Here is a 23375-nt window from a genome sequence, read left to right as displayed (position 1 = left end):
GGGCTGAGGCGCCGGGTGGCTCATCGGATGCGCCATCGGTCGTGGGGTGCAGGCGACGCGGGGCGATTTAACGGGCCTGGGGCGGTGATTTTTCCGGCTCACCGCCCCTGCAAGTGCGGGGGGTCGTCAGCATGCAAAGCATCGATCCGGCACAGACTCGGGTCAACGAATCGGGCCCATGCCCGGCACGTCAACCCAGGCATGCAGCAGACATGCCCGCCCGGAGAACGCATGCACCCACCGCCATTCGCCCCGCTGGTCGACCGCACCGGTCGGCCCCCGTCCTCACCCATCCACCGGAAGGGAGCCTGAGTCCATGGCCCTCGACCCCCAGGCCCAACGCCGCCGCGCCGCCGTCGCGGTGCTGTCCCCCGTGCTGGACGAGAACTCGCTGCTCCAGGCGCTCTGGCAGTTGCAGGACAGCATGCGCGGCGATGCGGTGTCCGACATCATCCGCGCGGTCGACGCGCTGGCGCGCCAGCACATGCTGGACGCGGCCACCTGCCGCCGGCTCTACAACGACTTCTACAAGGCCCTGCGCGAGCCCGAGGAGCGCCTGCCGATCGACCCGTGGCCGGCGATGCAGGCGCTTCGTCCTGCGGCACCCGCGCCGGCGCCGGTCTACGCGGCGCCGCCGGTTGCCCAGCCCTACTGGCAAGCGCAGCCTGCGCCGATGTATGCGCAGCCGCCGGTCTATCCGCCCGGCTATCCGCAACCTGGCATGGCGCCACAAGGGCTGGCTCAGCCGATGAGCCCGCCAGGCTATGGCCAGCCGCCGATCCTGGGCTATGCGCCCAACGGTCAGCCGATCTACGCGCAGCCCGAGCAGCTGCCGCCCGGCTGGGTCGCGCCTGCCGCCGCCGCGATGGCCGCCGCCCAGCCTGCCGCACCGGTGGCGCCGCCGGCCGAGGCACCGGTCGCGACCGAACCGCCGGTGGTCTTTGGCGCGGTGATGCGCACGCTGGTCAGCGAGGTCTATGCCTTCCACCGCGATGCGCTGGACGAGGTCCAGCGCGACGCGCTCAAGACCCTGGCCCGCTCGAAGGTCGGCGCCGCCGTGCAGACCCAGTTCAAGGACGCCTGGGGTCGTGCCCGCCAGCACGACTGGCAGCTGCAAGGCCAGCACGCCGACCTGGCCGAGCTGACCAAGGTGATGTACGCGGCGCTCAACGAGGCCTTTGGCCGCGTCGGTGCCGACCAGATCCTGCAGCGTGCGATCGCGGGTGCCGAAAGCCTGCCCGAGGCACGCCAGTTCTCGCCCAAGCGCCTGATGGCCTCGATGTGAACCCCGAGCGCGCCGCGCGCAGCGCCGGTGCCCGATGAACGCCCACCGCTGCCGGCTGTCCCCCGGCAGCAGACCGATCCTGGAGCCTGAACATGGCCGATTTCTCTGAAAGCAAGTTCGACGACGGCCACCAGCCGATGACCACCGAGGAGCGCAAGCTGATCTTCGCGTCCTCGCTGGGCACCGTCTTCGAGTGGTATGACTTCTACCTGTACGGCGCGCTGGCCAGCATCATCGCGCGGCAGTTCTTCTCGGGCCTGGACCCGACCTCCGCCTTCATCTTCGCGTTGCTGGCCTTCGCGGCCGGCTTCATCGTGCGACCCTTCGGCGCGCTGTTCTTTGGCCGCCTGGGCGACATGATCGGCCGCAAGTACACCTTCCTGGTCACCATCCTGATCATGGGCGGCTCGACCTTCCTGGTGGGCATCCTGCCGGCCTACGCCACGATCGGCGTGGCGGCGCCCGCGATCCTGATCGTGCTGCGACTGGCGCAGGGCCTGGCCCTGGGCGGCGAGTACGGCGGCGCGGCAACCTATGTAGCCGAGCATGCGCCGCAGGGCAAGCGCGGCGCCTTCACGGCCTGGATCCAGACCACCGCGACGCTCGGTCTGTTCCTGTCGCTGATCGTGATCCTGGGCACCCGATCGATCCTGGGCGAGGCGAGCTTCTCCGACTGGGGCTGGCGCGTGCCCTTCCTGATCTCGATCGTGATGCTGGGCATCTCGGTCTGGATCCGCCTGTCGATGAGCGAATCGCCGGCCTTCCAGAAGATGCAGGACGAGGGCAAGCTGTCGAAGGCGCCGCTGTCCGAATGCTTCGGCGAGTGGAAGAACCTGCGCATCATCCTGCTGGCCCTGTTCGGCCTGGTCGCCGGCCAGGCAGTGGTCTGGTACACGGGCCAGTTCTATGCGCTGTTCTTCCTGACCAGCGTGCTGAAGGTCGATGCCTCGACCGCCAACATCCTCGTCGCGCTGGCCCTGCTGCTGGGCACGCCGTTCTTCGTGATCTTCGGCACCGTGTCGGACCGCATCGGCCGCAAGCCGATCATCATGGCCGGCCTGCTGCTGGCCGCCGTGACCTACTTCCCGCTGTTCAAGGCACTGACGCAGGCGGCCAATCCTGACCTGGCCCGGGCCCAGGCCGGCGCACAGATCGTGGTCGTCGCCGACCCGGCCACCTGCTCCTTCCAGGGCAGCCCGATCGCCCGCGAGATCGACTTCACCAGCGCGTGCGACATCGCCAAGCGCAGCCTGGCGCAGGCCTCGGCCAGCTACAGCAACCGGGCCGCCGAGGCCGGCACCACGGCCCACGTGCTGATCGCCGAGCAGCGCATCGAGGTGCCGACCGCGACGCTCAACGCCGAGCGCAACCAGTTCAGTGCCGAGTCCGCCGCGCAAATTGCCAGCTTCCGCAAGGCGCTGTCCGAAGGCATGGTGGCCGCCGGCTACCCGACCAAGGCCGACCCGGAGAAGATCGCCAAGTTCGAGATCGTGCTGATCCTGACCGTGCTGGTGATCTACGTGACCATGGTCTACGGCCCGATCGCCGCGACGCTGGTCGAGCTGTTCCCGACCCGCATCCGCTACACCTCGATGAGCCTGCCCTACCACGTCGGCAACGGCTGGTTCGGTGGCCTGATGCCCACCATCGCCTTCGCCATGGTGGCCCAGAACGGCAACATCTATCACGGCCTCTGGTACCCGGTGGTGATCGCGCTGGCGACCTTCGTGATCGGCATGGTGTTCGTGCGCGAGACCAAGGACGTCGACATCTACGCCAAGTTCCTCTACTGGCACCCGAACCGCATGCGTCGCTGATCTCGTCGCTGATCACGTCGCTGATCTCAGCCCTATCTCCCGCCGTCCGGCCTCGGCCGGACCTGCGCGGCGCGTCCCTCACGGGTCGCGCCGCGCGCCGTTTCAGGGCTGCGCCGACCCGGATGCCTGTGCCGCCAGCAGGCCGCACAGGTCGGCGGCCTCGTGTGGCGCATGGTCGGGCAGCAGCCGGACCATGCGCGGTGCACGCAGCGTCACGCCGCTGCGGTGGCGGCTGCTGGCCTCGATGGTGTCGAAGGCCAGCTCGACCAGCAGGTCCGGGCGCACGCTGCGCACCGGGCCGTAACGCATGAAGGTGGCGGCGCGCACGTGCCGATCGACCTGTGTGCGCGTCGCGTCGTCCGGGCCGACCATCGTGCGGGTCAGCGTGACCAGCCGCAAGCCCGCGTCGTCGGCCGCTGGCGGCTCCTGACGGGCGATGGCCTCGATGACCGCGCGAGCCTCGTCGGCGTCGACCGGCGCGCGGTTCCAGACCGCCAGCGTGCAGTCGACGTACCGCCCGGCATGCCGACCGGTGCCGGCCTGGGCATAGAGCAGCAGTGCGCGCGCCGTCAAGGGCTCGGCGGGCAGCAGCCAGGTCTCGTCGAGCGGGTCGTCACGGCCCGACAGCAGCAGCCCTGCCGCACCCGGTTCGCGACAGCCGCGGTGCCAGCGCAGGACCTCGTCCCAGTCGTGCGCTGGCAGGTTTTCCGCGGTCTGCCAGGACAGCGTGGGTGGGCTCGGGAGACCGCTTTTCAACAGCACCTGCAGCCGTTGAAGCCGTTGGCCTCGCGCAAGCCCGCGCAGGTCCTGGCCGTCGATCGACAGCAGGTCGTGCAGGCGCACCCGCACCGGCGTGCGCCGCAGCAGCGCCGGCCCGACCTTGGCGCGGCCCAGGCGGGGCTGCAGGCCAGCAGCCGGATCGCCCGGCAGCAGTTCGGCCTCGATCGCGCAGTCCACAGGCCAGGCGCAAGCCGCCGTGACCAGGTCGGGGAAGGCGGCGTCGAGCAAAGCCAGATCGTCGCCCCAGACGCGGGCCCGACCGCGGTGCCTGACCAACTGCACACGCAGCCCGCCCAGGTGATGGCGCACCCGCCAGCGGTCCACCGGACCGAGCCGGGCGAGCGTGTCGATCGGTGCCGCACCCAGGTCGAGCCGCTGCCACGGCCGCAAGGGCGGCGGCGTGGGGGACGCGTCGGTGGCCATCGGATCGACCAGCGCCTGCCAGGCTTCGGGCCAGGGCCGATCGGCCTGGCGCGTCCAGGTGTCCCAGCGTTGCGCGATCACGCCCGGCGGCAGGCCGGCCAGGTCGGCCACGGCGCCCTGCAACAGCGCCGCCGGCTGGCGCAGCCGGCGGCTGCCTGCGCAAAGGCCGATGGCGACCGGCCGGACGTCCGCGTCGAGCGCCTGCCAGTCCCGGGCCAGGCGCTCGACCTGCGCGTCGCCCTGCAGGGTCGACCAGGCTTGCGGCGCGTGCGCGATCCAGTCGGCCAGGCCAGGCGGCGCGCAGGCGCGGTCGCGCACCGGCCCCTCGTCCAGCACCAGCGCGATGGTCTCGGCCAGATCGCCGACGCGGTCCAGGCTGAGGTCGAACAGCCAGGGCGGCAGGCCGCTCGCCAGCAAGGCCGCCGCACGCAGGACGGGCACCGGCAGGGCCGGGTGCAGCAGCGCCTTGCCACCCAGCAGGCGCACCGTCCAGGCGGCGTCGCGGGGCGGGAGTCCGGCCAGGTGGTCGGCGATCAGCGTGCGCGCAGGGTCGGGTGCCAGGCCGGCATCGAGCGCGGCGATCAGTCGGGCGTAGCGGTGCATGCCGGCAGCTTAGCGGCCGCTGATCTGACCCATTCGAGGGGGATGGATGCCGCCGACGGCCAGACGTGTGGCATCGCAGCCGCGCCATCGGGTGCCGGCACCCGATGTGGGGCAGGACACGCACCCCCGGTTCGGGGGGTGATGCGGCACACCTGTCACCGAATGTTCTAGAGTGCTTCGAGACATTTTTCGCGCTCCGGGTCGCCAGCAGGCTCCGGCAGACGCGACGCCACGAAGCTGCAGAACGACGAGGACAGGACGATGAGAACGATGCGATTGGGTGCGATCGCCGGCGGTTTGCTGATCGGCACGGCGCTGGTGGCGCTGGCGGCCGAGCGCGTGGTGACGCTCTGGCAGGCGCCCGAGGCCGCGCGGCTGGCCGGCGCCAGCGCCGACATCCGGCTGCTGCTGGCCGGCGCGGTGGTGGCGTGGTCGCTCGCCATCGCGGTGGCGCTGCTGCACCTGCTGTCGCGGCAGGACCGCATCGCCGAGCAGGAGGCCCGTCTGGGTCGCATGCTGTCCGAACAGGAGGTGCATCTGGCCGCGCGCTGCCGCGAGCTGAGCGCGCAGTTGATGCACAGCCGCGAGGTGGTCATGAACGACATGGTCTCGCTCGACACCGCCCAGCAGCACCGGCAGGGCCTGCAGGAGATGCGCTTCGCCAGCCTGGAGGCCTCGCTCAAGCGCATCGACGACACGCTGACCGACCGGCTCGAAGGCCTGGCCGTCCTGGTCAGCCACCAACTGCAGGCCAGCAGCAGCCGCCTGGGCGAGGGCGCCGGCGCTGGCGCCGGTCCGGCACTGGAGGCGCAGTTCCAGCGCATCGACCGCCACATCGAGCAGCGCTTCGACGAGCTGGAGTCGCGCATGACGCAGTCGGGTGGGCTGACCGGTCCGCACAGCGGCCTGGTCGACTTCGATCCGTTCTCGCCGGTGGCGACGAAGGCCGATGACCGCGTGCTGCGTGAGCTGGCCGAACGGGTCGGCCAGATCGACGGCCGGCTCGAACAGATCGCCGCGCGGGCTGCCAACGACGTCGCCGAACTGGGCGCGATGCTGGTGCGCATGGACCGTCGGATGGAGCATCCCGCGATGGCGGGCGCGGCGGCCGATGTCGCGCCGCTGCTCGACGCGGCTCTCAAGCGCACCTTCGAGTCGCTGGGCCGCCGTCTGGACGGCATCGAGGTCTGGCTGCGTCAGCATGGCCAGCATGTCGGCATGGCCTTCACCGACCTGTCTCAGCGGCTGGACGAGCGGTCGGTCAACAACTCGGTCTTCGGCGATTTCGCGCCGGGCAGCTCGGCCATGCCGCTGGAGCCCACGCCAGCCGGCGCGGCCAGCGCGGGCGGGGCGGGTTCCCTGCAATCGTTGATGCTGAACCTTGCCCATCTGCAGGTCGACCTGCGGGCCGAACGCAGCCAGCTGCGCAAGCGCCTGCGCGACCTCGGCGGCGACCTGCCGCCGTCTGTGGCGGCTGGCGCCTGATCAGCTGACGATGTAGGCCGCCGCGCCGGTGGCGATCAGCACGCCGGCCTCGTTGCTCAGGCGCATCTGCACCGAGGCCACGCGGCCACCGAGCTTGGTCACCACCGCGCTGGCGATGAAGTGGCTGCCCAGGCCGGGCCGCAGGTAATCGATGCGCAGGTCGATCGTGCCGATGCGGGCGAAGCGGTGCAGGATCTGCTCGGCCGTCTCGTCCGCGTGCTTGTGGGCGATCCCCACCATCACCGCGTTGCCGCCGGCCGCGTCCAGTGCCGAGGCGATCACGCCGCCATGCAGGCGGCCGTAGAGGTAGTGGCCGATCAGGTCGGGCCGCATCTCGAACTGCATGCGGTAGTCCTGCGGGTCCATCGAGACGGTGCGCAGGCCCAGCACCTCGTTGAAGCGGATGCGCTGGTCGAACAGCTCACGCAAGGCGGCGTCGACGCGTTGCTCTTCCTCGGCGGAACGGCGGGGCAGCGGGGTGTGGGTCATGAAGGCTGGGAGTCGCGTGGCAAGGTGCCGCAAGGCCGGCGCGCGATGGTAGGGGCTGCGTCCTTCGCCTGCCTGTCTGCCTGTCTGCCTGTCTGCCTGTCGTCGTCGTCGGCGCTGGCGCAGCGCTCGGCTATCGTCGCGCGATGCGTGCACGACCCGTTCCGATTCCACCTGCCGGCCTTGAGCGGCATGACCGCCTCGACGCGCTGCGCGGCTTGGCGATGGTCTGGATGACCGTCTTCCACGCCAGCTTCGACCTCAACAACTTCCGCCTGATCGCACCGCAGGACTTCTACCGCGACCCGTTCTGGACCGGTCAGCGGCTGGTGATCGTGTCGATCTTCCTGGCCTGCGCCGGGGCCTCCCAGGCCGTCGCGCACCGGCAGGGCGTGAGCTGGCCGCGCTTCTGGCGCCGCTGGGCGCAGATCGCCGGTGGCGCGTTGGCGGTCAGCCTCGGCTCGTGGTGGATGTTCCCGAACAGCTGGATCAGCTTCGGCGTGCTGCACGCCATGGCGGTGATGGCGCTGCTGGTGCGCCTGCTGGCGCCGCTGGGTACGCCGGCGCTGGTCGCGCTGGCGGGGTTGGCGCTGGTCGCGCCGCAGGTCCTGTCCGACCCGTTCTTCGACAGCCGCTGGACCAACTGGGTCGGCCTGGTCACGCACAAGCCGCGCACCGAGGACTACGTGCCGCTGCTGCCCTGGCTGGGCATGGTGCTGGCGGGCTTCGTCGCCTGCCGTGGCCTGCTGTCGCGCCAGCCCGGTCTGCTGACCGGCCCGTTGCCTCGCGCGCTGGTGCCGCTGGCACGTCTCGGGCGCTGGTCGCTCGGCTACTACTTGGTCCATCAGCCGGTGCTGATCGGGCTGTGCATGGCGTGGCGGGCACTGCACTGACACGGGCCGCGCAGACATGAAGAAGGGCGCCCTCGGCGCCCTTCGTCGTTCAGGTCCGTCGGCGAGGCGACGGACTGCGGCTCATCACTGCGAGAACTTGTAGTCCGTCTTCGCCTTGCCGCGCAGGTCGTCGCGGAACTTGCCGATCTTGGCCTGCTGCAGGCGCTGCTGCAGCTGCGCCTTGACCTCGTCCAGCGCCGGGAACTGCGCGTCGCGCACGTCTTCCAGCTGGATCACGTGGAAGCCGAACTGGCTGCGCACCGGTTCCTGGGTGTAGGCGCCCTTGGCCAGGCCGACCATGGCCTTCGAGAACTCGGGCACGTAGTTGGCCGGCGCGGCCCAGTCGAGGTCGCCGCCGTTCTGCGCCGAGCCAGGGTCCTTCGAGGCCTTCTTGGCCAGATCCTCGAACTTGGCGCCGCCCTTCAGTTCGGCGATCAGCGCCTTGGCGTCTTCTTCCTTCTCGACCAGGATGTGGCGGGCGCGGTATTCCTTCTCGCCGGCACCGGCCTTGACCTTGTCGTACTCGGCCTGGACTTCGGCGTCGGTGACCGGGTTCTTCTTCTGGTAGTCGGCGAACAGCTCGCGGATCAGCAGGCTCTGGCGCGCGATCTCCATCTGCGTCTTGTATTCGTCGTTGCGCTGCAGGCCGCGCTTCTCGGCTTCCTGCACGAAGATCTCGCGCAGCACCAGCTCGTCCTTGACCTGGCGCTCCAGCTCCGGCGTGCGCGGCTGGTTGCCCTGCTTGGTGATCTGGGTCATGAACGACTCGAAGCGTGCGGTGGGCACGCCCTTGCCGTTGACGATGGCGACGTTCTGGGCATGCGACACGGCCGGCAGCAGCGCGACAGCGAGGGCGGCGGCGGGCACGGCGCGGAGCAGCGCGCGCAGGGCGTAGGGAAGCTGATGCATGGAAAGAAACACCTCGTTGGGAATGAAACCGGGCGGGTCGAAGGCGGCACGGGGCCGTGGACCTTCCGGCGGTGGACTGGATCTGGGCTGTCGGTCGGGTGGGTGTGCGACTCAGGGCTGCTGAGCGGTGGCCTGGCCCTCATCCGCATCGATGGCCAGCGCGTGAATGCCACTGTCCATCAGATCCTTCAGGGCATCATACACAAGGCGATGTCGGGCCAGACGGGGCTTTCCAGCGAAGGCCGGGGCACGGATCACGACCGTGAAATGACCCCCGCTGGCTGCGCCGGCATGGCCTGCGTGGGCGGCGCTGTCGTCCTGAACGACGAGGCTCTGGAGCGGCACGATGCACGCGCGCAGGCGGGCCTCGATGTCGGTGGCGGTGACGCGCGGACGATGGATCGGCGCCGGGCTCACGGGGCTTGCTCCGGCTTCATGTGGCGGTGCATGTAGACGCCCTGGCCGACCATGAAGACCAGCATCAGGCCCATGCCGCCAAAGGCCTTGAAGGTTGCCCAGGTGCTGGTGCTGAAGGTGTAGGCGACCCAGATGTTGAGCACGCCCATGAAGGCGAAGAAGCCGGCCCAGGCCCAGTTCAGGCGCTGCCAGGCGAACTCGGGCAACTCGATCTGGCCGCCCAGCATGGCCTTGAGGAGATTCTTGCCGGCGATGACCGGGGCGAGCAGGAAGCCCAGCGACATCAGCCCGTAGAGCACGGTCGGCTTCCACTTGATGAAGGTCTCGCTGTGGAACCAGATCGTCGCCCCGCCCATCACCGTCACCAGCCCCAGGCTGATCCAGAGCATGGTGTCGACCTTCTGGCCGCGCAGCTTGAGGAAGACCACCTGCGCCAGCGTGGCCAGGATGACCACCACGGTGGCCAGCAGGATGGGCGCCTCGCCCGCGCCGACGACACCGCCGGAGACCAGCCCGCCGAGGTGCTCGGTGGCAAACGTGGCAGCCTCGTCGGCCCGTCCTTCGGCGACCTTGAAGGTCATGAAGAACAGGATGATGGGCAGGAAATCGAGCAGGAGCTTCATGCGGCGCGTGGGTCGTCTCGACCGTGAAAGGGAAGCGGGATTATCGCGACGCCCCGTGACGCCGGGCGGTCCCGGGGCCACTGTTCCGGGGGGCCGTGCCAGGTTGCTCGAACCGGAGCCGGCACGGTCCCGCCGCAGCGGCGTCAGGCGTCGTCGCGAGGCGCGAAGTCGATCGAGGCCGAGTTGATGCAGTAGCGCTCGCCGGTCGGCGCCGGGCCGTCCTCGAAGACGTGGCCCAGGTGCGCGCCGCACTGCGCGCAGCGCACTTCCACGCGGGTCATGCCGTGGGTGTGGTCCATCAGCCGCTCGACACGGCCCTGCACCGCCTCCTCGCTGAAGCTGGGCCAGCCGCAGCCGGCATCGAACTTGGTGCCGGCGTCGAACAGGACGGCTTCGCAGCAGACGCAGCGGTAGCTGCCGTCGGCCCAGTGGTCCCAGTACTTGCCGGTGAAGGCGCGTTCGGTGGCGCATTCGCGGGCGACGGCGTATTGCACGCGGTCGAGCCGTTCACGCCATTCGGACTCGGTCTTGCGCACCGGGTAGTCGGGTGCGTCGGTGGGCTTGTTGCTCATCGGGATTCCGTCGGGTCGTGGTCAGGAGGAACAGGACACTTCGAGGCCCTGCGCCCAGTCCGGCGGCAGGGCTGTCGCGTGGCGCCAGCGGGCGTCGTCCGGCCGCTCGTCGTACGGTTGTCGCAGCAGCCCGGCCAGGTCGTTCAGCACGGACGTGTCGCCGTCGCGTGCGGCCCGGATCGCTTCCTCGGCCAGGTGGTTGCGCAGCACGAGGGCCGGGTTGACGCGGTCCATGCGCAGGCGCCGCAGCGCGTCCTCGCTGCCTTCGGCGCGCAGCCGGTCAACATAGCGCGACAGCCAGGCGTCGAAGGCGGCCCGGTCGACGAACAGGTCGCGCACCGGGCCGGCGGCCGCCTCGGCCGACAGGCCTGCGGCGCTGCGGACCTGCGACAAGCGCCGCCAGGTCAGCGTGTAGTCGACCCGGGTGCTCGCCATCAGCTGCAGCAGGTCCTCGATCAGCGCACGGTCCTCGGGCCGCTCGATTGCCAGGCCGAGCTTGGCGCGCATCAGCGCATCGAGCGCCACGGGGAAGACCTCGCGATAGGGTTGCAGCGCCTCGCCCAGCAGATCCGCGGCTTGTTCGGCCGGCGCATCGACCAGCGGGATCAGCGCCTGTGCCAGCGCATGCAGGTTCCACCAGCCGATCTGAGGCTGGCGGGCGTAGGCGTAGCGGCCGCGCTCGTCGGAGTGGTTGCAGATGTGGCCGGGGTCGAAGCCGTCGAGGAAGCCGAAGGGGCCGTAGTCGATGGTCAGGCCCAGGATGGACATGTTGTCGGTGTTCATCACGCCGTGGCAGAAGCCGACGGCCTGCCAGTGCGCCATCAGCTCGGCGGTGCGGCGCGAGACCGATTCCAGCAGCGCGACCGCTGGCTGCGCGGCTTCGCGGCAGGCCGGCAGGTGGGCGTCGATGACGTGGTCCAGCAGCTGGCGCAGCGCGGCATGCTGGTCGTGGTGGCAGAAATGCTCGAAGTGGCCGAAGCGGATGAAGCTCGGCGCGGTGCGGGTCACGACGGCGGCGGTCTCGATCTCCTCGCGCCGCACCAGCGTCGGTGAGCCGACGAGGGCCAGCGCCCGGGTGGTCGGGATGCCCAGCGCGGCCATCGCCTCGGAGCAGAGGTACTCGCGGATCGACGAGCGCAGCACCGCGCGGCCATCGGCGCGGCGCGAGTAGGGCGTCATGCCGCTGCCCTTGAGCTGGATCTCGCGCGGGCCGTGCGGCGTGTCGACCTCGCCCAGCAGCAGGGCACGGCCATCGCCGAGCTGGCCGGCCCAGACGCCGAACTGGTGACCGCTGTAGACCGTCGCGAACGGCGCGCTGCCGGGCCACGAGGGCCCGCCGGCGTGCGCGGCCAGGGCCAGCGGATGACGCCACCAGTCGGCCGGCCAGCCGAGTTCGGCGGCGGCCGCATCGCTGGTCGCGAGCCATTGCGGCTCGCTCACGGGCTGACCCTGCATCGCGCGGCCGAAGGTCGGGCCGAGGCTGGCGTGGCGGTTGAGCCAGCGCAGGCCGGCAGGATCGAAGGCCGTCGTACCGGACAGATCCGTCGGCGACGGCTCGGGAGACGTCCCGGGCGGGGTCAGTGGCGTGGTCAGCGGGGCAAGCATCGCGGCAGTTTATCGACCGCCTTCCAGCCCCCGCAGGCCGGGGTCTTGGCCGCTGCGAACCCTCAGGGTTAGTCCTTGCGTGCCCTGCCGGAGGGGCCTTCCTATAGTCCCGCCAACTTCAGCCCGACCCTCAGGAGACCCCATGAGCACGACAACCGCCCTGCCGCTGGCCGGCCGCATGATGCAGATGCCGCTGCTGATCTCCAGCCTGATCACGCATGCCGCACGCCACAGCGGCGCCACCGAGGTGGTGTCACGGCGCTTCGAGGGCGACACCCACCGGACCACCTGGGCCGGCATCGAGCAGCGCGCCCGCCAGCTCGCCCAGGCCATGGCCGCGCTCGGCACGCAGCCCGGCGAGCGCGTCGGCACGCTGGCCTGGAACAGCCACCGGCACCTGGAGATTTACTACGGCGTGTCGGGCTCGCAGCGGGTCTGCCACACCATCAACCCGCGACTCTTCCCGGAGCAGATCGCCTGGATCGCCAACGACGCGGCCGACCAGGTGCTGTGCTTCGACCTGACCTTCCTGCCGCTGGTCGAGAAGCTCGCGCCGCAGCTGAAGACGGTGCGCCACTACGTGCTGATGACCGACCGTGCCCACATGCCGGCGCAGACGACGCTGCCGGGCCTGCTGTGCTACGAGGAGCTGGTCGACGCGCAGGACGGCGACTGGACCTGGCCGACCTTCGACGAGAACAGCGCCTCCAGCATCTGCTACACGTCCGGCACCACCGGCCACCCGAAGGGCGCGGTCTACAGCCACCGTTCGACCGTGCTGCATGCCTTTGGTGCGGCATTGCCCGACGCGATGGGCTGCTCGGCCGGTGACGTGATCCTGCCGGTCGTGCCGATGTTCCACGTCAACGCCTGGGGCCTGCCGTATGCGGCGGCGCTGGTCGGCGCCAAGCTGGTCTTGCCCGGCCCGCACCTCGACGGTGCGTCGGTGCACGCCCTGATGGAAGAGGAGGGCGTGACCTTCAGCGCCGGCGTGCCGACCATCTGGCTGGGCCTGCTCAACCACGTCAAGGCCAAGGGCCTGGGCTTCTCCACCTTCCGTCGCACGGTGATCGGCGGTTCGGCCTGCCCGCCGGCCATGATGCGGACCTTCGAGGAGATGGGCGTGCGCGTCATCCATGCCTGGGGCATGACCGAGATGTCGCCGCTGGGCACGCTGGCCAGCCTGACCGCCGCGCAGAAGACGCTCGATCCGGCCGAGCAGCGCCGCATCCTGGAGAAGCAGGGCCGCGTCATCTACGGCGTGGACATGACCATCGTCGGCGACGACGGCCGCGTCCAGCCCTGGGACGGCCACACCACCGGCGACCTGCTGGTGCGCGGCCACTGGGTGATCGAGCGCTACTTCGGCCGCGACGAGAGCCCGCTGCGCGAGGTCGACGGCCAGCTCTGGTTCCCGACCGGCGACGTGGCGACGATCGATCCGTCCTGCACCATGCAGATCGCCGACCGCAGCAAGGACGTCATCAAGTCCGGCGGCGAATGGATCAGCTCGATCGAGCTGGAGAACATCGCCATGTCGCATCCCGAGGTGGCCGAGGCTGCCGCGATCGCCTGCGCGCACCCGAAGTGGGACGAGCGCCCGCTGCTGGTGGTCGTGCGCAAGGCCGGTGGCAGCGTCAGCCGGGAGGCCCTGCTGGCCCACTACGACGGCCGCATCGCCAAGTGGCAGATCCCCGATGACGTCGTGTTTGTCGATGAACTCCCGCACACCGCCACAGGCAAGCTGCTGAAGACGAAGCTTCGCGAGCAGTTCAAGGGGCATGTGCTGCCGGGCCTCTGATCGGGCAGGCCGCTGATGCAGGTCGTCGGAAGGGGAAAGACCGGGGTCCACAATGGCCCGGCGCGGGACTTGCATGTCCCGCGGACCGCGCCCCGTGCGCTCCATCCTTCCGACATGCCTGCGTTTGAGCTTTCGCCATTCGAGCGCGGTCCAGGTGCCCTTCCATGGTCCGACTCCAGATCTCCCTTGAACTCGCCTACGAGGTCACCGCTCCGGGCAGTGACTTCATCTTCGCCTTCCACGCCGCCCAGACCCGCCATCAGCGCATCGTCGAGGAGCGCCTGAACGTCAGCCAGCCGGTGCACCGCACCCTGACGCTGGACCCCGCCAGCGGCAACCGCGTCATGCGCCTGCAGGCCATGCCCGGCACCCTGCGGCTGGCCTATGACGCGACCATCGACGTGGCCCACCACATCGCGCTGCCCGAGCAGATCGGCGAGGTGCCGGTGGCGCAGCTGCCGGCGCACGTGCTGCCCTTCCTGATGCCCAGCCGCTATTGCGAGTCGGACCGGCTCGGCCGCTTCGCGATCAGCGAGTTCGGCACGCTGTGGCAGGGCTACGGCCGGGTCCAGGCGATCCGCGACTGGGTCCAGCGCCACGTCACCTTCGCCTCCAACACGACCGACGGCAACACCTCGGCGGTCGACACGCTGACCGAGCGGGTCGGCGTCTGCCGCGACTTCGCCCACCTGATGATCGCGCTGTGCCGGGCCCTGAGCATCCCGGCACGCTTCACGACCGGCTTCGACTTCGGCGCCGATCCGGCCCTCGGTCCGCCCGACTTCCATGCCTACGTCGAGGTCTGGCTGGGTGGGCGCTGGTATCTGTTCGACCCGTCGGGCACGGCCATCCCGATGGGACTGGTGCGGCTGGCGACCGGGCGCGATGCGGCCGACGTCGCCTTCGCGACCATCTTCGGCACGGTGCAGTCGCAGGCGCCGGTGATCCGGCTGGGCGCCGAGACCGATCCGGCGCGCCACATGGAATGGCCGCGCCACCGGCCCGAGGCGCTGTCGACCGATGCCGGCGGGCTTGACGAGGTGCTGCGGCCGGCCTGAGCCGTCATGCGCGGCCCTTAAACTCGTTTTCTCAAGCGAACGACCGTTCGTTTCCGGCCACCGCGGTGGCCGGTGACGGCGGTCCGCCCACGACACGAGGAGAGCCCCATGACCGCCACCCTGACGACCCGCGGCCGCATCGCGGTGATCACGCTGGACCACCCGCCCGTCAACGGCCTGAGCCTGGCCACGCGGCGGGCCGTCGCCGCCGCGATCGACGCGGCTGAGGACGATGCCGGCATCGACGCCATCGTGCTGACCGGCCACGCGCAGGTCTTCTGCGCCGGGGCCGACATCACCGAGTTCGGCAGCCCGAAGGCCATTACCGAGCCGCACCTGATCTCGCTGATCACCCGCTTCGAGAACTGCAGCAAGCCGGTTGTCGCTGCGATCGGCGGCACCTGCATGGGCGGCGGCCTCGAACTGGCGCTGGGCTGCCACTACCGCGTCGCCGGGCGCGGCGTGAAGGTCGCGCTGCCGGAGGTCAAGATCGGCCTGGTGCCCGGTGCCGGCGGCACGCAGCGCCTGCCCCGAGCGCTGGGCGTCGAGCCGGCGTTGAACATGATCATCAGCGGTGAGCCCGTCGCGGCCGAGCGCCTGGCCCAGCTGCCAGGCCAGCGCCTGTTAGACGCGATCGTCGACCCGGCCGAGGTGCTGGACACCGCCGTCGCGCTGGCGACCGAGCGGGCGGGCTTGCGCCCCTTGCCCCGCGTGCGCGACCTGAAGGCGACGCACCCAAGCCCGGATGCCTACTTCCGCTTCGTGCGCAACAGCGTCGCCGCGATGAGCCGGAACGTGCCCGCGCCGGTGAAATGCGTCGATTGCGTCGAGCAGGCCGTCAAGTCCCGCATCGACGACGGCCTGACCTTCGAGCGCGAGACCTACCTCGCGCTGATGGTCACGCCCGAGAGCCGGGCGCTGCGCCATGCCTTCCTCGCCGAACGTGCCGCCGGCAAGGTCGCCGACCTGCCCGCCGGCACGCCGCCGCGCCCGGTCGAGCGCGTCGGCGTGGTCGGCGCCGGCACCATGGGCACCGGCATCGCGCTGAACTTCCTGGCCGCCGGCCTGCCGGTCGTGCTGGTCGAGCAGAGCCAGGCCGCGCTGGACAAGGGCGTCGCGGCGCTGCGCGGCGTGCTCGAAGGCCAGCTGAAGAAGGGCAAGCTCAAGCCCGAGGCGCTGGAAGCCCGCCTCGCGCTGCTGCGGCCGACGCTGGACTGGGCCGCGCTGGCCGATGCCGACCTGATCGTGGAGGCGGTGTTCGAGGACCTGGCCGTCAAGCAGCAGGTCTTCGAGCGGCTGGACGGCATCGCCAAGGTCGGCGCCATCCTGGCCAGCAACACGTCGACGCTGGATGTCGACCGCATCGCCGCCTTCACCCGCCGTCCGCAGGACGTGCTGGGCCTGCACTTCTTCAGCCCCGCCCACGTCATGAAGCTGCTGGAGGTGGTGCGCGGCCAGGCGACCGCGCCGGAGGTGCTGCTGGGCGCGCTGGCGGTGGGCAAGCGCATCCGCAAGACCTGCGTGGTCAGCGGCGTCTGCGACGGCTTCATCGGCAACCGCATGGTCGAGCACTACTTCCGACAGGCCGGCTTCCTGCTGGACGAGGGCGCCAGCCCGCAGCAGGTCGACCGCGCGATGGAGAAGTTCGGCTTTGCCATGGGCCCGTTCAAGGTCAGCGACCTGGCCGGCAACGACATCGGCTGGGCGATCCGCCAGCGCCGCGCCGTCGAGCGGCCGGAGCTGCGCTACAGCATGCTGGCCGACACGCTGTGCGAGGCCGGCCGCTTCGGCCAGAAGACCGGCGCGGGCTGGTACGACCATGTTGCGGGCAGCAAGCCCGGCCGCCTGGAGGCGCTGCCCAGCCCGGTGGTGGCGCAGATGATCGAGGCGCACCGGCAGAAGCAGGGCATCACGCCGCGCCGCATCCCCGACGACGAGATCGTCGGCCGGCTGGTCGGTGCTCTGGTCAATGAAGGCGCCCGGCTGCTGGAAGAGGGCATCGCCGCCCGCGCCAGCGACATCGACATCGTCTACCTGACCGGCTACGGCTTCCCGGCCTGGCGCGGCGGGCCGATGTGCTGGGCCGACACGCAGGGCCTTTTCAACGTCGTGCAGGCGATGAAGCGCTATGCCCGCAATCCGCACGACGACGCCACGTTCTGGCAGCCCGCGCCGCTGCTGCGCCGGCTGGCCAACGACGGCCGGACCTTCAACTGATGCGCCCCGCACGAACAACCGGAGACCCGACATGACCCGAGCCGTGATCGTCTCGACCGCCCGGACCCCGCTGGCCAAGAGCTGGAAGGGTTCGTTCAACATGACCCACGGCGCGACGCTGGGCGGCCATGCCGTCGCGGCCGCCGTGGCCCGTGCCGGGCTCGCGCCCGAGCGCATCGAGGACTTGCTGATGGGTTGCGCCAACCCCGAGGGCGCGACCGGCTGGAACATCGCCCGCCAGGTCGCGATCCGGGCCGGCCTGCCGATGACGGTCTCGGGCATGACCATCAACCGCTTCTGTTCCAGCGGACTGCAGACCATCGCCCTGGCCGCCCAGCGCATCGCCACGGGCGAGGGCGAGGCCTACGTGGCCGGCGGCGTCGAGAGCATCTCCTGCGTGCAGAACGAGATGAACCGCCACTTCTTCGAGGACCCCTGGCTGCAGCAGCACAAGCCCGAGATCTACTGGCCCATGCTGCAGACCGCCGAGAACGTCGCGCGCCGCTACCGCATCGGCCGCGACCGCATGGATGCCTACGGCGCACAGAGCCAGCAGCGCGCCTGCGCGGCCCGCGCGGCCGGTGCCTTAGAGGCCGAGATCGCGCCGATCACCGTCACGGCCGGCGTGATGGACAAGGTGATGGGCCTGGTCACGCGCGAAGTCACCGTCTCGGCCGACGAAGGCCTGCGCGAAGGCACCACGCTGGAGGCTGTCGCGAGCATCAAGCCGGCCGTGCCCGACGGTGTCGTCAGCGCCGGCAACGCCAGCCAGTTCAGCGACGGTGCGGGCGCCTGCGTGGTGGTCGACGAGGCCCTGGCCGAGCGCGAGGGCCTGCAGCCGCTGGGCCGCTTCCTCGGCTTTGCCACCGCCGGCTGCGAGCCCGACGAGATGGGCATCGGCCCGGTCTACGCCGTGCCCAAGTTGCTCAAGCGCCTGGGGCTGCGGGTCGACGACATCGGCCTGTGGGAACTGAACGAGGCGTTTGCCGTGCAGGTGCTGCACTGCGCCGACGTGCTGGGCATCCCGATGGACCGGCTCAACGTCAACGGCGGCGCGATCGCGATGGGCCATCCCTACGGCATGAGCGGCCAGCGCCTGACCGGCCATGCGCTGATCGAAGGCAAGCGGCGCGGCGTGCGGCATGTCTGCGTGACCATGTGCGTGGGCGGCGGCATGGGCGCGGCGGGCGTCTTCGAGGTGCTGTGAGCCGGGCGATGCAGGACCTCGACATTGCCGCCGAACTGGCCTTGCCGGCGCTGGACATGCGCATCGGCAACCCTTTCGTGCTCTGGCTCGGCTTCGAGCTGGTGCGCTACGAGGAAGGCCTGGCCGCCATCCGCTTCCAGCCCCGGCCGGACCACCACAACTCCTTCGACGTGGTGCACGGCGGCGTCTGCATGACGCTGCTGGACGTGTGCATGGCCTACGCCGGCCGCAGCAGCAACCTCGCGCTGGGCGATGCGGCGCCGGGGCTGGTCACGGTCGAGATGAAGACCCAGTTCATGCGCCCGGCCGAGGGCCTGCTGCTGGCCCGCGCGACCCTGCTGCACCGCACCGCCACGATGGTCTTCACCGAAGGCCGCGTGCTCGACGCCCACGGCGGCCTGTGCGCCCATGCCACCGGCACCTTCAAGTTCGTGCGCAAGCTGCCGGCGATGGCCGGTGCGCTCAAGGAACCATCCCGCCTGCCGACCCGCAAGCTCGACGGGCCGGGCTCCGACTGATCCACCCTGCCAGACGATGACCGACACGACCCGAACGGCGCCCGCCGCCATGCCCGCCGCGATGCCCAACCTTCACTGGACCTGGACCCGCTGGGAGGGCCTCGACAAGGACGACCTCTACGACGCGCTCGCGCTGCGCTGCGAGGTCTTCATCGTCGAGCAGGAGCCCTACCAGGACGTCGACGGCCTGGACCGCCACTGCTGGCACCTGCTGGGCCGCGACGACGCCGGCACGCTGCAGGCCTATTGCCGGGTGGTCGACCCGGGCCTGAAGTACGCCGAGCCCTCGCTCGGCCGCGTCGTGACCCCGGCCCGGCTGCGCGGCAGCGGCACCGGCGCCGCGCTGGTCGCCGAGGCCCTGCGCCGCTGCGACACCCAGGCCTGGCCCGGCCACGCCAACCGCATCAGCGCCCAGGCCCACCTGCAGCGCTTCTACGCCGCGCACGGCTTTGTCGCGCTGGGCGAGGAGTACCTGGAGGACAACATCCCGCACCGGGAGATGGTGCGGGCCGGGCGCTGAGGCGCGTCCTACCAGGACAGGCCGGCGACATCCCGGCGCGACCAGATCGCCCGCAGGCCGATCCAGCGGGTGCTCGGCAGGCTGGACGATTCCGTGCCGGCTTCGGCGCCGAGGCGCCAGTCGGGTGCCGCTGACCAGGTCAGCGAGGCAGCGGCGCGGCGGACCGGCGTGTTCGGCAGGAGGCCCGCCTCGGTCGCGACCCGGCTGGCGCCGGGGCCGCTGAGGCGGTGGCTGGCCTGGGCGTGTTCGAGTCGAAGACCGGCGAGCCAGGGCTCGCCGAGCCGCCACTGCAGGTCCAGCCAGCCGCCGCGAGTCCGGCTGCGAACCTCGGCCTGACCCAGCGAGCTGGCGAGGTGGCCCTGCTCGCGCTGAAGCAGGCCGCCCAGCGTCACCGCCCAGGGCTGCTCATGCGGGTCCCAGCTCAGGCTGGCACCGAGCAGCTCGCTGCGGCCGTCGAAGCAGACGAGGTTGACCGTGCCCAGGCGGCAATCCGGGGTGTCGTGGCTGTGCACCGCCGTCGCACCGGTGACCGGAACGCCGCGCCCTTGCGGTCGCAGGCGCGCGTAGGACAGGTCGGCGCGCCAGCGGTCCCAGCCACCTTCAAGGTGCAGGGCTGGTGTCCAGCCCGCCGAGGCAGCGCCGGGCCAGGACCGGCTGCGCCAAAGGCCCAGGTCGAGGCCCTGGAGGCCGGCTGTCACGCCGCGCTGCCAGCGCAGGTTCAGACCGTCGGCGATCCAGTCGCCGTCCAGCGTGACCCGCTTGATCGCGGGTACCTGGGCATGGCGGTCGACATGGCCCGCCGACGTCAGGACGGGACCCAGTGGCACGCGGTCACGGCCCAGCTGGAGGGCGAGCCGGTCCAGGCCGAGGTCGGTGCGGGCCTCGATGCGGGCGGCCTCGGCGTGGACCTGGCCCGAGCCGTGCCGGCCGGCCGCGAACACGGCACCCAGCCGTGTCCCGGCGCTCGGCACGATCGCGCCGGCCAGGTCGACGGTGGCATGTTCGAGGCCGAGGCCGCGTCGACCGTCGGGTGCGCGGCCACTGCCGGGCAGTCCGCGCCAGCCGGTGGCAGGCCAGGCGCTGTCGCCGCTGGCCGCGATGCCGGTCACGGCGGCGGCCGCGCCGAGGCGCCAGCCGGCTGCGGCGGGCAAGGGGTCCTGGCTCAGGTCGTGAGCCTGGGCCTGAAAACCCGCGAGGGCGAAGGCGCAGGCCCATGCCAGACGCCGGATCTCAAGGCGCGGACGCGGCGGGGTCGAAGGGGTTTGCATGGTCGGGGTTGCTCAGGAAGGCGTCGTCGGTCAGCGTGCGCAGGAAGGCGACGATGTCGGCCTTGTCCTGCGCGTCGAGCTGGATCACCGGGATCAGGTCGCTCTTGTAGGGATTGAGGCGGCCATCGCCCGCATGGGGCTGGCCTGCCGAAATGAATCGACCACCGGCGGCGTAGTTGTCGAGCACGTCCTCCAGCGTCGCGACGCTGCCGTCGTGTGCGTAGGGCGCGGTCACGGCCACGTTGCGCAGGCTGGGCGCGCGGAACTTGCCCATGTCCGAGGCGACGGCGCTCATCGTGATCAGGCCCAGGCTGTCGGCCGGGTAGGCGCCCAGGCCGTCGACGTTGTAGAGACCGGTGTTGTGAAACGGCGTGCGCGCCTGGGTGGTGCCGGCATGCACGACCTGGTCGTTGAAGTTGAAGCCGACGTGGCAGTGGAAGCACTCGGCCCGTTCGCTGTTGAACAGGTTCAGCCCGCGCAGTTCGACCGCCGTCAGCGTGGCCTCGCCGCGTTGCCAGCGGTCGTAGCGGCTGTCGATGCTGACGAGGCTGCGCTGGAAGCTGGCCATCGCCCGGATGACGTGGCCGATCGTCCAGGGGTCGGCCTCGCCGGGGAAGGCGGCGGCAAACATCGCCGGGTAGCGCGGCTCGTCGCGCAGCCGTTGCAGCACGGTCGGCAGGTTCGCGTTGGTCAGGCCCATCTCGACCGGGTGGGTGCCGAACAAGGGCACCAGCATCTGCTGTTCCAGATCGGTCAGTGCCGGGTTGGCCCAGGTCAGCGTGGCGTTCCAGGCGACGTTGGCCAGTCCCTGCGCATTGCGCGGGTGGCGGTCGCCGGTCGAACCGATCGCGGTGCGCCGGCCGTCGGTGAAGGCCAGCCGCTGCAGGTGGCAGTCGCCGCAGCTCTGCAAGCCGTTGCCGGACAGCCGGCGGTCGTGGAACAGGAAGCGGCCCAGCTCGACCTTGGCCCGGCTCATCGGGTTGCTGGCCGGCACCCTGGGCAGCGGCATCGACAGGGGCAGGTTCCAGGTCCAGTCACCTTGCGACAGCGAGCGGTCATCGACCTGGGTGCCGCCGCCGCCACAGGCGACCAGCAGCAGGGAGGCAACGCCGGCCACCAGGGTGGCCAGCGCGCGCGCGTGCCGGCGCGAAGCCGGAAGACGGGCGGACGCCATCACTTGGCGATCGGACGGAACACGGTGGTGCCGCGGCGCAAGGCGGTCAGGCCCGCATCGTCGGCGCTCAGGCTGGTCGCGGTGATGACGCCGCCCACGAGGCTGAAGGACTTGTCGAGCACCGACCACATCTCCTGGCACTGCGGGTCGGTCGGACCGCTCATGCAGCCGGGCGCACCGCCGGACTCGACGCGCAGGTTCGAGCGGGCGAACAGCGCACCGAGGTCCAGCGCGACCTTCTGGGTGCCGGCGTTGAACGTGGCCAGCGTGATGGTGCTGGTGTTCTCGGACAGGCAGGTGCTGCTCGACAGCGGCACGCCCGCCGTGCAACTGGTGTCGCCCAGGTGGAAGTTGAAGGTGTTGGAGCTGGTGCTGGGCGTGACCGAGGTGTTGGTCATGCCGCCGGTGTAGACGTCCGGCGTGGTGGCGTTCTCGGGGTTCAGCTCGATCTTGGCGTGCTTGTAGCCACCGGTCCAGGACCAGAACATGTCGTTGTTGGTCAGGGGCGCCAGGGTGGTCGCGGCGGTCGCGTCGAGGTGGTTCAGCGCGCTGGGCACGCCCAGCGTGAACCTGACGCCCGTGTAGGTGCCGGCCGGCGCGGTGCCGGTCACCCGGACGTTGGTGGCGGCATCCCCGGCACAGGTGTCGGCATCGTTTTCCAGGTCGATCAGCGTCAGGCCATGGCCGGCCTGGGTCAGCTGCCACTCATTGGCGGTCAGCGTGACGGCGACCTCCTGGCCGGCGGCGTTGACCAGCTTGACGTCGGACACGTAGAAGCGCAGGTCGGCCAGCTTGGCCTTGACGCTGCCGCTGCCCATGCCGGTGAGCACGGTGGCGCAGGAGACGGGGGTGTTGGCCAGGCCGTTGACGGCGGCGAACTCGATCGAGACCGGCTGGGTGGTGGCAGGCGTGTCGCCACCGCCGCCGCAGGCGGCCAGGGCCGCCAGCGCAAGGGTGGACAGGGCCCGACGGACGGCGCGGGGCGAGGTGAGGTTCAGGCAGGTGTTCATGGTGAAAGCAGGCAAGGTGTTCAGGGCGCGCGCGAGCACGCCGCCCGGCATCGGGGCGGTCGTATCAGGGCGGTCGGATCGGGGGGGGCCGGTCAGGAAGACGGGCGGCGAGGACAGGCAATCAGCCGCGCGGCGGGGCCCGGGCCTGGATCGCGTGCGAGGCCGGCGCCTCGGCGGGCAGCGGCGCTTCGGCCGTGCGCGGTGCCGCCGTGGCCGCCTGCTGCGGCAGGGCGGCCGGCGGCTGGGCCGGCAGGGCCAGCGCGGCGGGGGCGCTGGCACAGAAGGGACAGGCCAGGCTGGACGAGACCAGCTCGGCCGACGGGTCCGAGGCGGGATCGTCGGCGCCGACATCGGGGCCCACCTGCAGGACATCAGCCTGCACGACACCCGCCTGCACGACACCCATCGCGCACCACGCCGGCACCACGCCCGGCACCCCCGGCCCGCGCACGGCGTGCGCCAGGGTCGGGGCGAGCACGTTCAGCAGGATCAGCGCGATGCCGATCCAGCCGATGACGCGGCGCCGGGTGGATGTGAGTTGCATGGCTGCGGATTTTCCAGAGCCGGTGGACGCGGACTTTTCGGGCTTCCTGAAGAACCCGCCCATGTCCGCCCGATGCGACAGGACGGTGTGCGCAAGGTCACGGCTGGCGCCCGAAACCCCTGTGGCACACTCCCGCGCTCCCTGTTTTCCCAGGCTCCGC

General features: G+C 70.9%; 21 protein-coding genes. 10 read left to right on the top strand and 11 right to left on the bottom strand.

The window, feature by feature from the left end:
• Positions 1–316 precede the first annotated feature (316 nt).
• Entirely contained in the window at positions 317–1285 is a 969-nt protein-coding gene (locus Q8X39_RS03035) for a hypothetical protein (RefSeq protein WP_305748130.1), read from the top strand.
• Positions 1286–1377: 92 nt separating this feature from the next.
• Positions 1378–3102: an MFS transporter gene (locus tag Q8X39_RS03030; RefSeq protein WP_305748129.1), complete on the top strand. Its 1725-nt coding sequence runs from the start codon at positions 1378–1380 to the stop codon at positions 3100–3102.
• A gap of 102 nt (positions 3103–3204) precedes the next feature.
• Here the strand turns inward: Q8X39_RS03030 and Q8X39_RS03025 are convergent, their stop codons facing one another.
• The gene (locus tag Q8X39_RS03025) at positions 3205–4908 is read right to left on the bottom strand and encodes a DNA ligase-like domain-containing protein (RefSeq protein WP_305748128.1); all 1704 of its coding nucleotides are present in this window, start codon (positions 4906–4908) and stop codon (positions 3205–3207) included.
• 261 nt (positions 4909–5169) lie between these two features.
• Between Q8X39_RS03025 and Q8X39_RS03020 the strand changes: the two genes are divergently transcribed.
• Complete coding sequence (locus Q8X39_RS03020) at positions 5170–6393, top strand: hypothetical protein (RefSeq protein ID WP_305748127.1); 1224 nt, start codon at positions 5170–5172, stop codon at positions 6391–6393.
• On the opposite strand, the gene Q8X39_RS03015 is transcribed toward Q8X39_RS03020, so the two are convergent.
• Entirely contained in the window at positions 6394–6882 is a 489-nt protein-coding gene (locus Q8X39_RS03015) for a thioesterase family protein (RefSeq protein ID WP_305748126.1), read from the bottom strand.
• 143 nt (positions 6883–7025) lie between these two features.
• Here Q8X39_RS03015 and Q8X39_RS03010 point away from each other — a divergent pair, with 143 nt between their 5' ends.
• The gene (locus tag Q8X39_RS03010) at positions 7026–7772 is read left to right on the top strand and encodes an acetyltransferase domain-containing protein (protein ID WP_305748125.1); all 747 of its coding nucleotides are present in this window, start codon (positions 7026–7028) and stop codon (positions 7770–7772) included.
• An 84-nt stretch (positions 7773–7856) separates the two neighbouring features.
• On the opposite strand, the gene Q8X39_RS03005 is transcribed toward Q8X39_RS03010, so the two are convergent.
• The 5 genes from Q8X39_RS03005 to Q8X39_RS02985 form a co-directional block, all read right to left on the bottom strand.
• Positions 7857–8681 (bottom strand): peptidylprolyl isomerase, encoded by an 825-nt coding sequence (locus Q8X39_RS03005; RefSeq protein ID WP_305748124.1) that lies wholly within the window; start codon positions 8679–8681, stop codon positions 7857–7859.
• A gap of 111 nt (positions 8682–8792) precedes the next feature.
• On the bottom strand, positions 8793–9098 hold the full coding sequence (locus Q8X39_RS03000) for a BolA family protein (protein WP_305748123.1): 306 nt from the start codon (positions 9096–9098) through the stop codon (positions 8793–8795).
• Entirely contained in the window at positions 9095–9721 is a 627-nt protein-coding gene (locus tag Q8X39_RS02995) for a septation protein A (RefSeq protein WP_305748122.1), read from the bottom strand. The genes Q8X39_RS03000 and Q8X39_RS02995 overlap by 4 nt, the downstream gene beginning before the upstream one ends.
• 143 nt (positions 9722–9864) lie before the next feature.
• Complete coding sequence (gene msrB, locus Q8X39_RS02990) at positions 9865–10293, bottom strand: peptide-methionine (R)-S-oxide reductase MsrB (protein ID WP_305748121.1); 429 nt, start codon at positions 10291–10293, stop codon at positions 9865–9867.
• Between the two features lie 21 nt (positions 10294–10314).
• Positions 10315–11898, bottom strand: a complete 1584-nt coding sequence (locus Q8X39_RS02985; RefSeq protein WP_305748120.1) for a protein adenylyltransferase SelO — start codon at positions 11896–11898, stop codon at positions 10315–10317.
• Between the two features lie 142 nt (positions 11899–12040).
• Between Q8X39_RS02985 and Q8X39_RS02980 the strand changes: the two genes are divergently transcribed.
• From Q8X39_RS02980 to Q8X39_RS02955, 6 genes are all read left to right on the top strand, one after another.
• Complete coding sequence (locus Q8X39_RS02980) at positions 12041–13699, top strand: 3-(methylthio)propionyl-CoA ligase (RefSeq protein ID WP_305748119.1); 1659 nt, start codon at positions 12041–12043, stop codon at positions 13697–13699.
• 164 nt (positions 13700–13863) lie between these two features.
• A complete protein-coding gene (locus Q8X39_RS02975) occupies positions 13864–14757 on the top strand; it encodes a transglutaminase-like domain-containing protein (protein ID WP_305748118.1) in 894 nt (297 codons plus the stop codon).
• Between the two features lie 108 nt (positions 14758–14865).
• Entirely contained in the window at positions 14866–16974 is a 2109-nt protein-coding gene (locus Q8X39_RS02970; protein ID WP_305748117.1) for a 3-hydroxyacyl-CoA dehydrogenase NAD-binding domain-containing protein, read from the top strand.
• Between the two features lie 31 nt (positions 16975–17005).
• Complete coding sequence (locus tag Q8X39_RS02965; protein ID WP_305748116.1) at positions 17006–18181, top strand: acetyl-CoA C-acyltransferase; 1176 nt, start codon at positions 17006–17008, stop codon at positions 18179–18181.
• A gap of 8 nt (positions 18182–18189) precedes the next feature.
• Complete coding sequence (locus tag Q8X39_RS02960; protein WP_407067949.1) at positions 18190–18699, top strand: PaaI family thioesterase; 510 nt, start codon at positions 18190–18192, stop codon at positions 18697–18699.
• A 16-nt stretch (positions 18700–18715) separates the two neighbouring features.
• Positions 18716–19219, top strand: a complete 504-nt coding sequence (locus Q8X39_RS02955; protein WP_305748115.1) for a GNAT family N-acetyltransferase — start codon at positions 18716–18718, stop codon at positions 19217–19219.
• Between the two features lie 8 nt (positions 19220–19227).
• Here the strand turns inward: Q8X39_RS02955 and Q8X39_RS02950 are convergent, their stop codons facing one another.
• The 4 genes from Q8X39_RS02950 to Q8X39_RS02935 all read right to left on the bottom strand — a co-directional run bounded on the left by Q8X39_RS02950 (position 19228) and on the right by Q8X39_RS02935 (position 23215).
• Positions 19228–20487 carry a hypothetical protein gene (locus Q8X39_RS02950; protein WP_305748114.1) on the bottom strand — a complete coding sequence of 420 codons (1260 nt, stop codon included), beginning with the start codon at positions 20485–20487 and terminating at the stop codon, positions 19228–19230.
• On the bottom strand, positions 20450–21661 hold the full coding sequence (locus Q8X39_RS02945; protein WP_305748113.1) for a methanobactin export MATE transporter MbnM: 1212 nt from the start codon (positions 21659–21661) through the stop codon (positions 20450–20452). Before Q8X39_RS02945 ends, Q8X39_RS02950 begins: the two co-directional genes overlap by 38 nt.
• Positions 21661–22671 (bottom strand): MbnP family copper-binding protein, encoded by a 1011-nt coding sequence (locus Q8X39_RS02940; protein WP_305748112.1) that lies wholly within the window; start codon positions 22669–22671, stop codon positions 21661–21663. Before Q8X39_RS02940 ends, Q8X39_RS02945 begins: the two co-directional genes overlap by 1 nt.
• Before the next feature lie 121 nt (positions 22672–22792).
• Entirely contained in the window at positions 22793–23215 is a 423-nt protein-coding gene (locus Q8X39_RS02935) for a DUF2946 family protein (RefSeq protein WP_305748111.1), read from the bottom strand.
• Positions 23216–23375 lie beyond the last annotated feature (160 nt).

Source organism: Leptothrix discophora, assembly GCF_030705305.1.
Lineage (GTDB): Bacteria > Pseudomonadota > Gammaproteobacteria > Burkholderiales > Burkholderiaceae_C > Sphaerotilus > Sphaerotilus discophorus.
This window is presented reverse-complemented; position numbering and strand designations above follow the sequence as displayed.

Bases quoted from the DNA above. Each gene is read 5' to 3' on its own strand.
- Q8X39_RS02950 (WP_305748114.1), bottom strand. From the start codon at position 20,487: ATGCAAACCCCTTCGACCCCGCCGCGTCCGCGCCTTGAGATCCGGCGT.
- Q8X39_RS02980 (WP_305748119.1), top strand. From the start codon at position 12,041: ATGAGCACGACAACCGCCCTGCCGCTGGCCGGCCGCATGATGCAGATG.
- Q8X39_RS03030 (WP_305748129.1), top strand. From the start codon at position 1,378: ATGGCCGATTTCTCTGAAAGCAAGTTCGACGACGGCCACCAGCCGATG.
- Q8X39_RS03035 (WP_305748130.1), top strand. From the start codon at position 317: ATGGCCCTCGACCCCCAGGCCCAACGCCGCCGCGCCGCCGTCGCGGTG.
- Q8X39_RS02935 (WP_305748111.1), bottom strand. From the start codon at position 23,215: ATGCAACTCACATCCACCCGGCGCCGCGTCATCGGCTGGATCGGCATC.
- msrB (WP_305748121.1), bottom strand. From the start codon at position 10,293: ATGAGCAACAAGCCCACCGACGCACCCGACTACCCGGTGCGCAAGACC.
- Q8X39_RS02940 (WP_305748112.1), bottom strand. From the start codon at position 22,671: ATGAACACCTGCCTGAACCTCACCTCGCCCCGCGCCGTCCGTCGGGCC.
- Q8X39_RS02985 (WP_305748120.1), bottom strand. From the start codon at position 11,898: ATGCTTGCCCCGCTGACCACGCCACTGACCCCGCCCGGGACGTCTCCC.
- Q8X39_RS02975 (WP_305748118.1), top strand. From the start codon at position 13,864: ATGGTCCGACTCCAGATCTCCCTTGAACTCGCCTACGAGGTCACCGCT.
- Q8X39_RS02945 (WP_305748113.1), bottom strand. From the start codon at position 21,661: ATGGCGTCCGCCCGTCTTCCGGCTTCGCGCCGGCACGCGCGCGCGCTG.
- Q8X39_RS02960 (WP_407067949.1), top strand. From the start codon at position 18,190: ATGCAGGACCTCGACATTGCCGCCGAACTGGCCTTGCCGGCGCTGGAC.
- Q8X39_RS03020 (WP_305748127.1), top strand. From the start codon at position 5,170: ATGAGAACGATGCGATTGGGTGCGATCGCCGGCGGTTTGCTGATCGGC.
- Q8X39_RS02955 (WP_305748115.1), top strand. From the start codon at position 18,716: ATGACCGACACGACCCGAACGGCGCCCGCCGCCATGCCCGCCGCGATG.
- Q8X39_RS03010 (WP_305748125.1), top strand. From the start codon at position 7,026: ATGCGTGCACGACCCGTTCCGATTCCACCTGCCGGCCTTGAGCGGCAT.
- Q8X39_RS02995 (WP_305748122.1), bottom strand. From the start codon at position 9,721: ATGAAGCTCCTGCTCGATTTCCTGCCCATCATCCTGTTCTTCATGACC.
- Q8X39_RS02965 (WP_305748116.1), top strand. From the start codon at position 17,006: ATGACCCGAGCCGTGATCGTCTCGACCGCCCGGACCCCGCTGGCCAAG.
- Q8X39_RS03015 (WP_305748126.1), bottom strand. From the start codon at position 6,882: ATGACCCACACCCCGCTGCCCCGCCGTTCCGCCGAGGAAGAGCAACGC.
- Q8X39_RS03005 (WP_305748124.1), bottom strand. From the start codon at position 8,681: ATGCATCAGCTTCCCTACGCCCTGCGCGCGCTGCTCCGCGCCGTGCCC.
- Q8X39_RS02970 (WP_305748117.1), top strand. From the start codon at position 14,866: ATGACCGCCACCCTGACGACCCGCGGCCGCATCGCGGTGATCACGCTG.
- Q8X39_RS03025 (WP_305748128.1), bottom strand. From the start codon at position 4,908: ATGCACCGCTACGCCCGACTGATCGCCGCGCTCGATGCCGGCCTGGCA.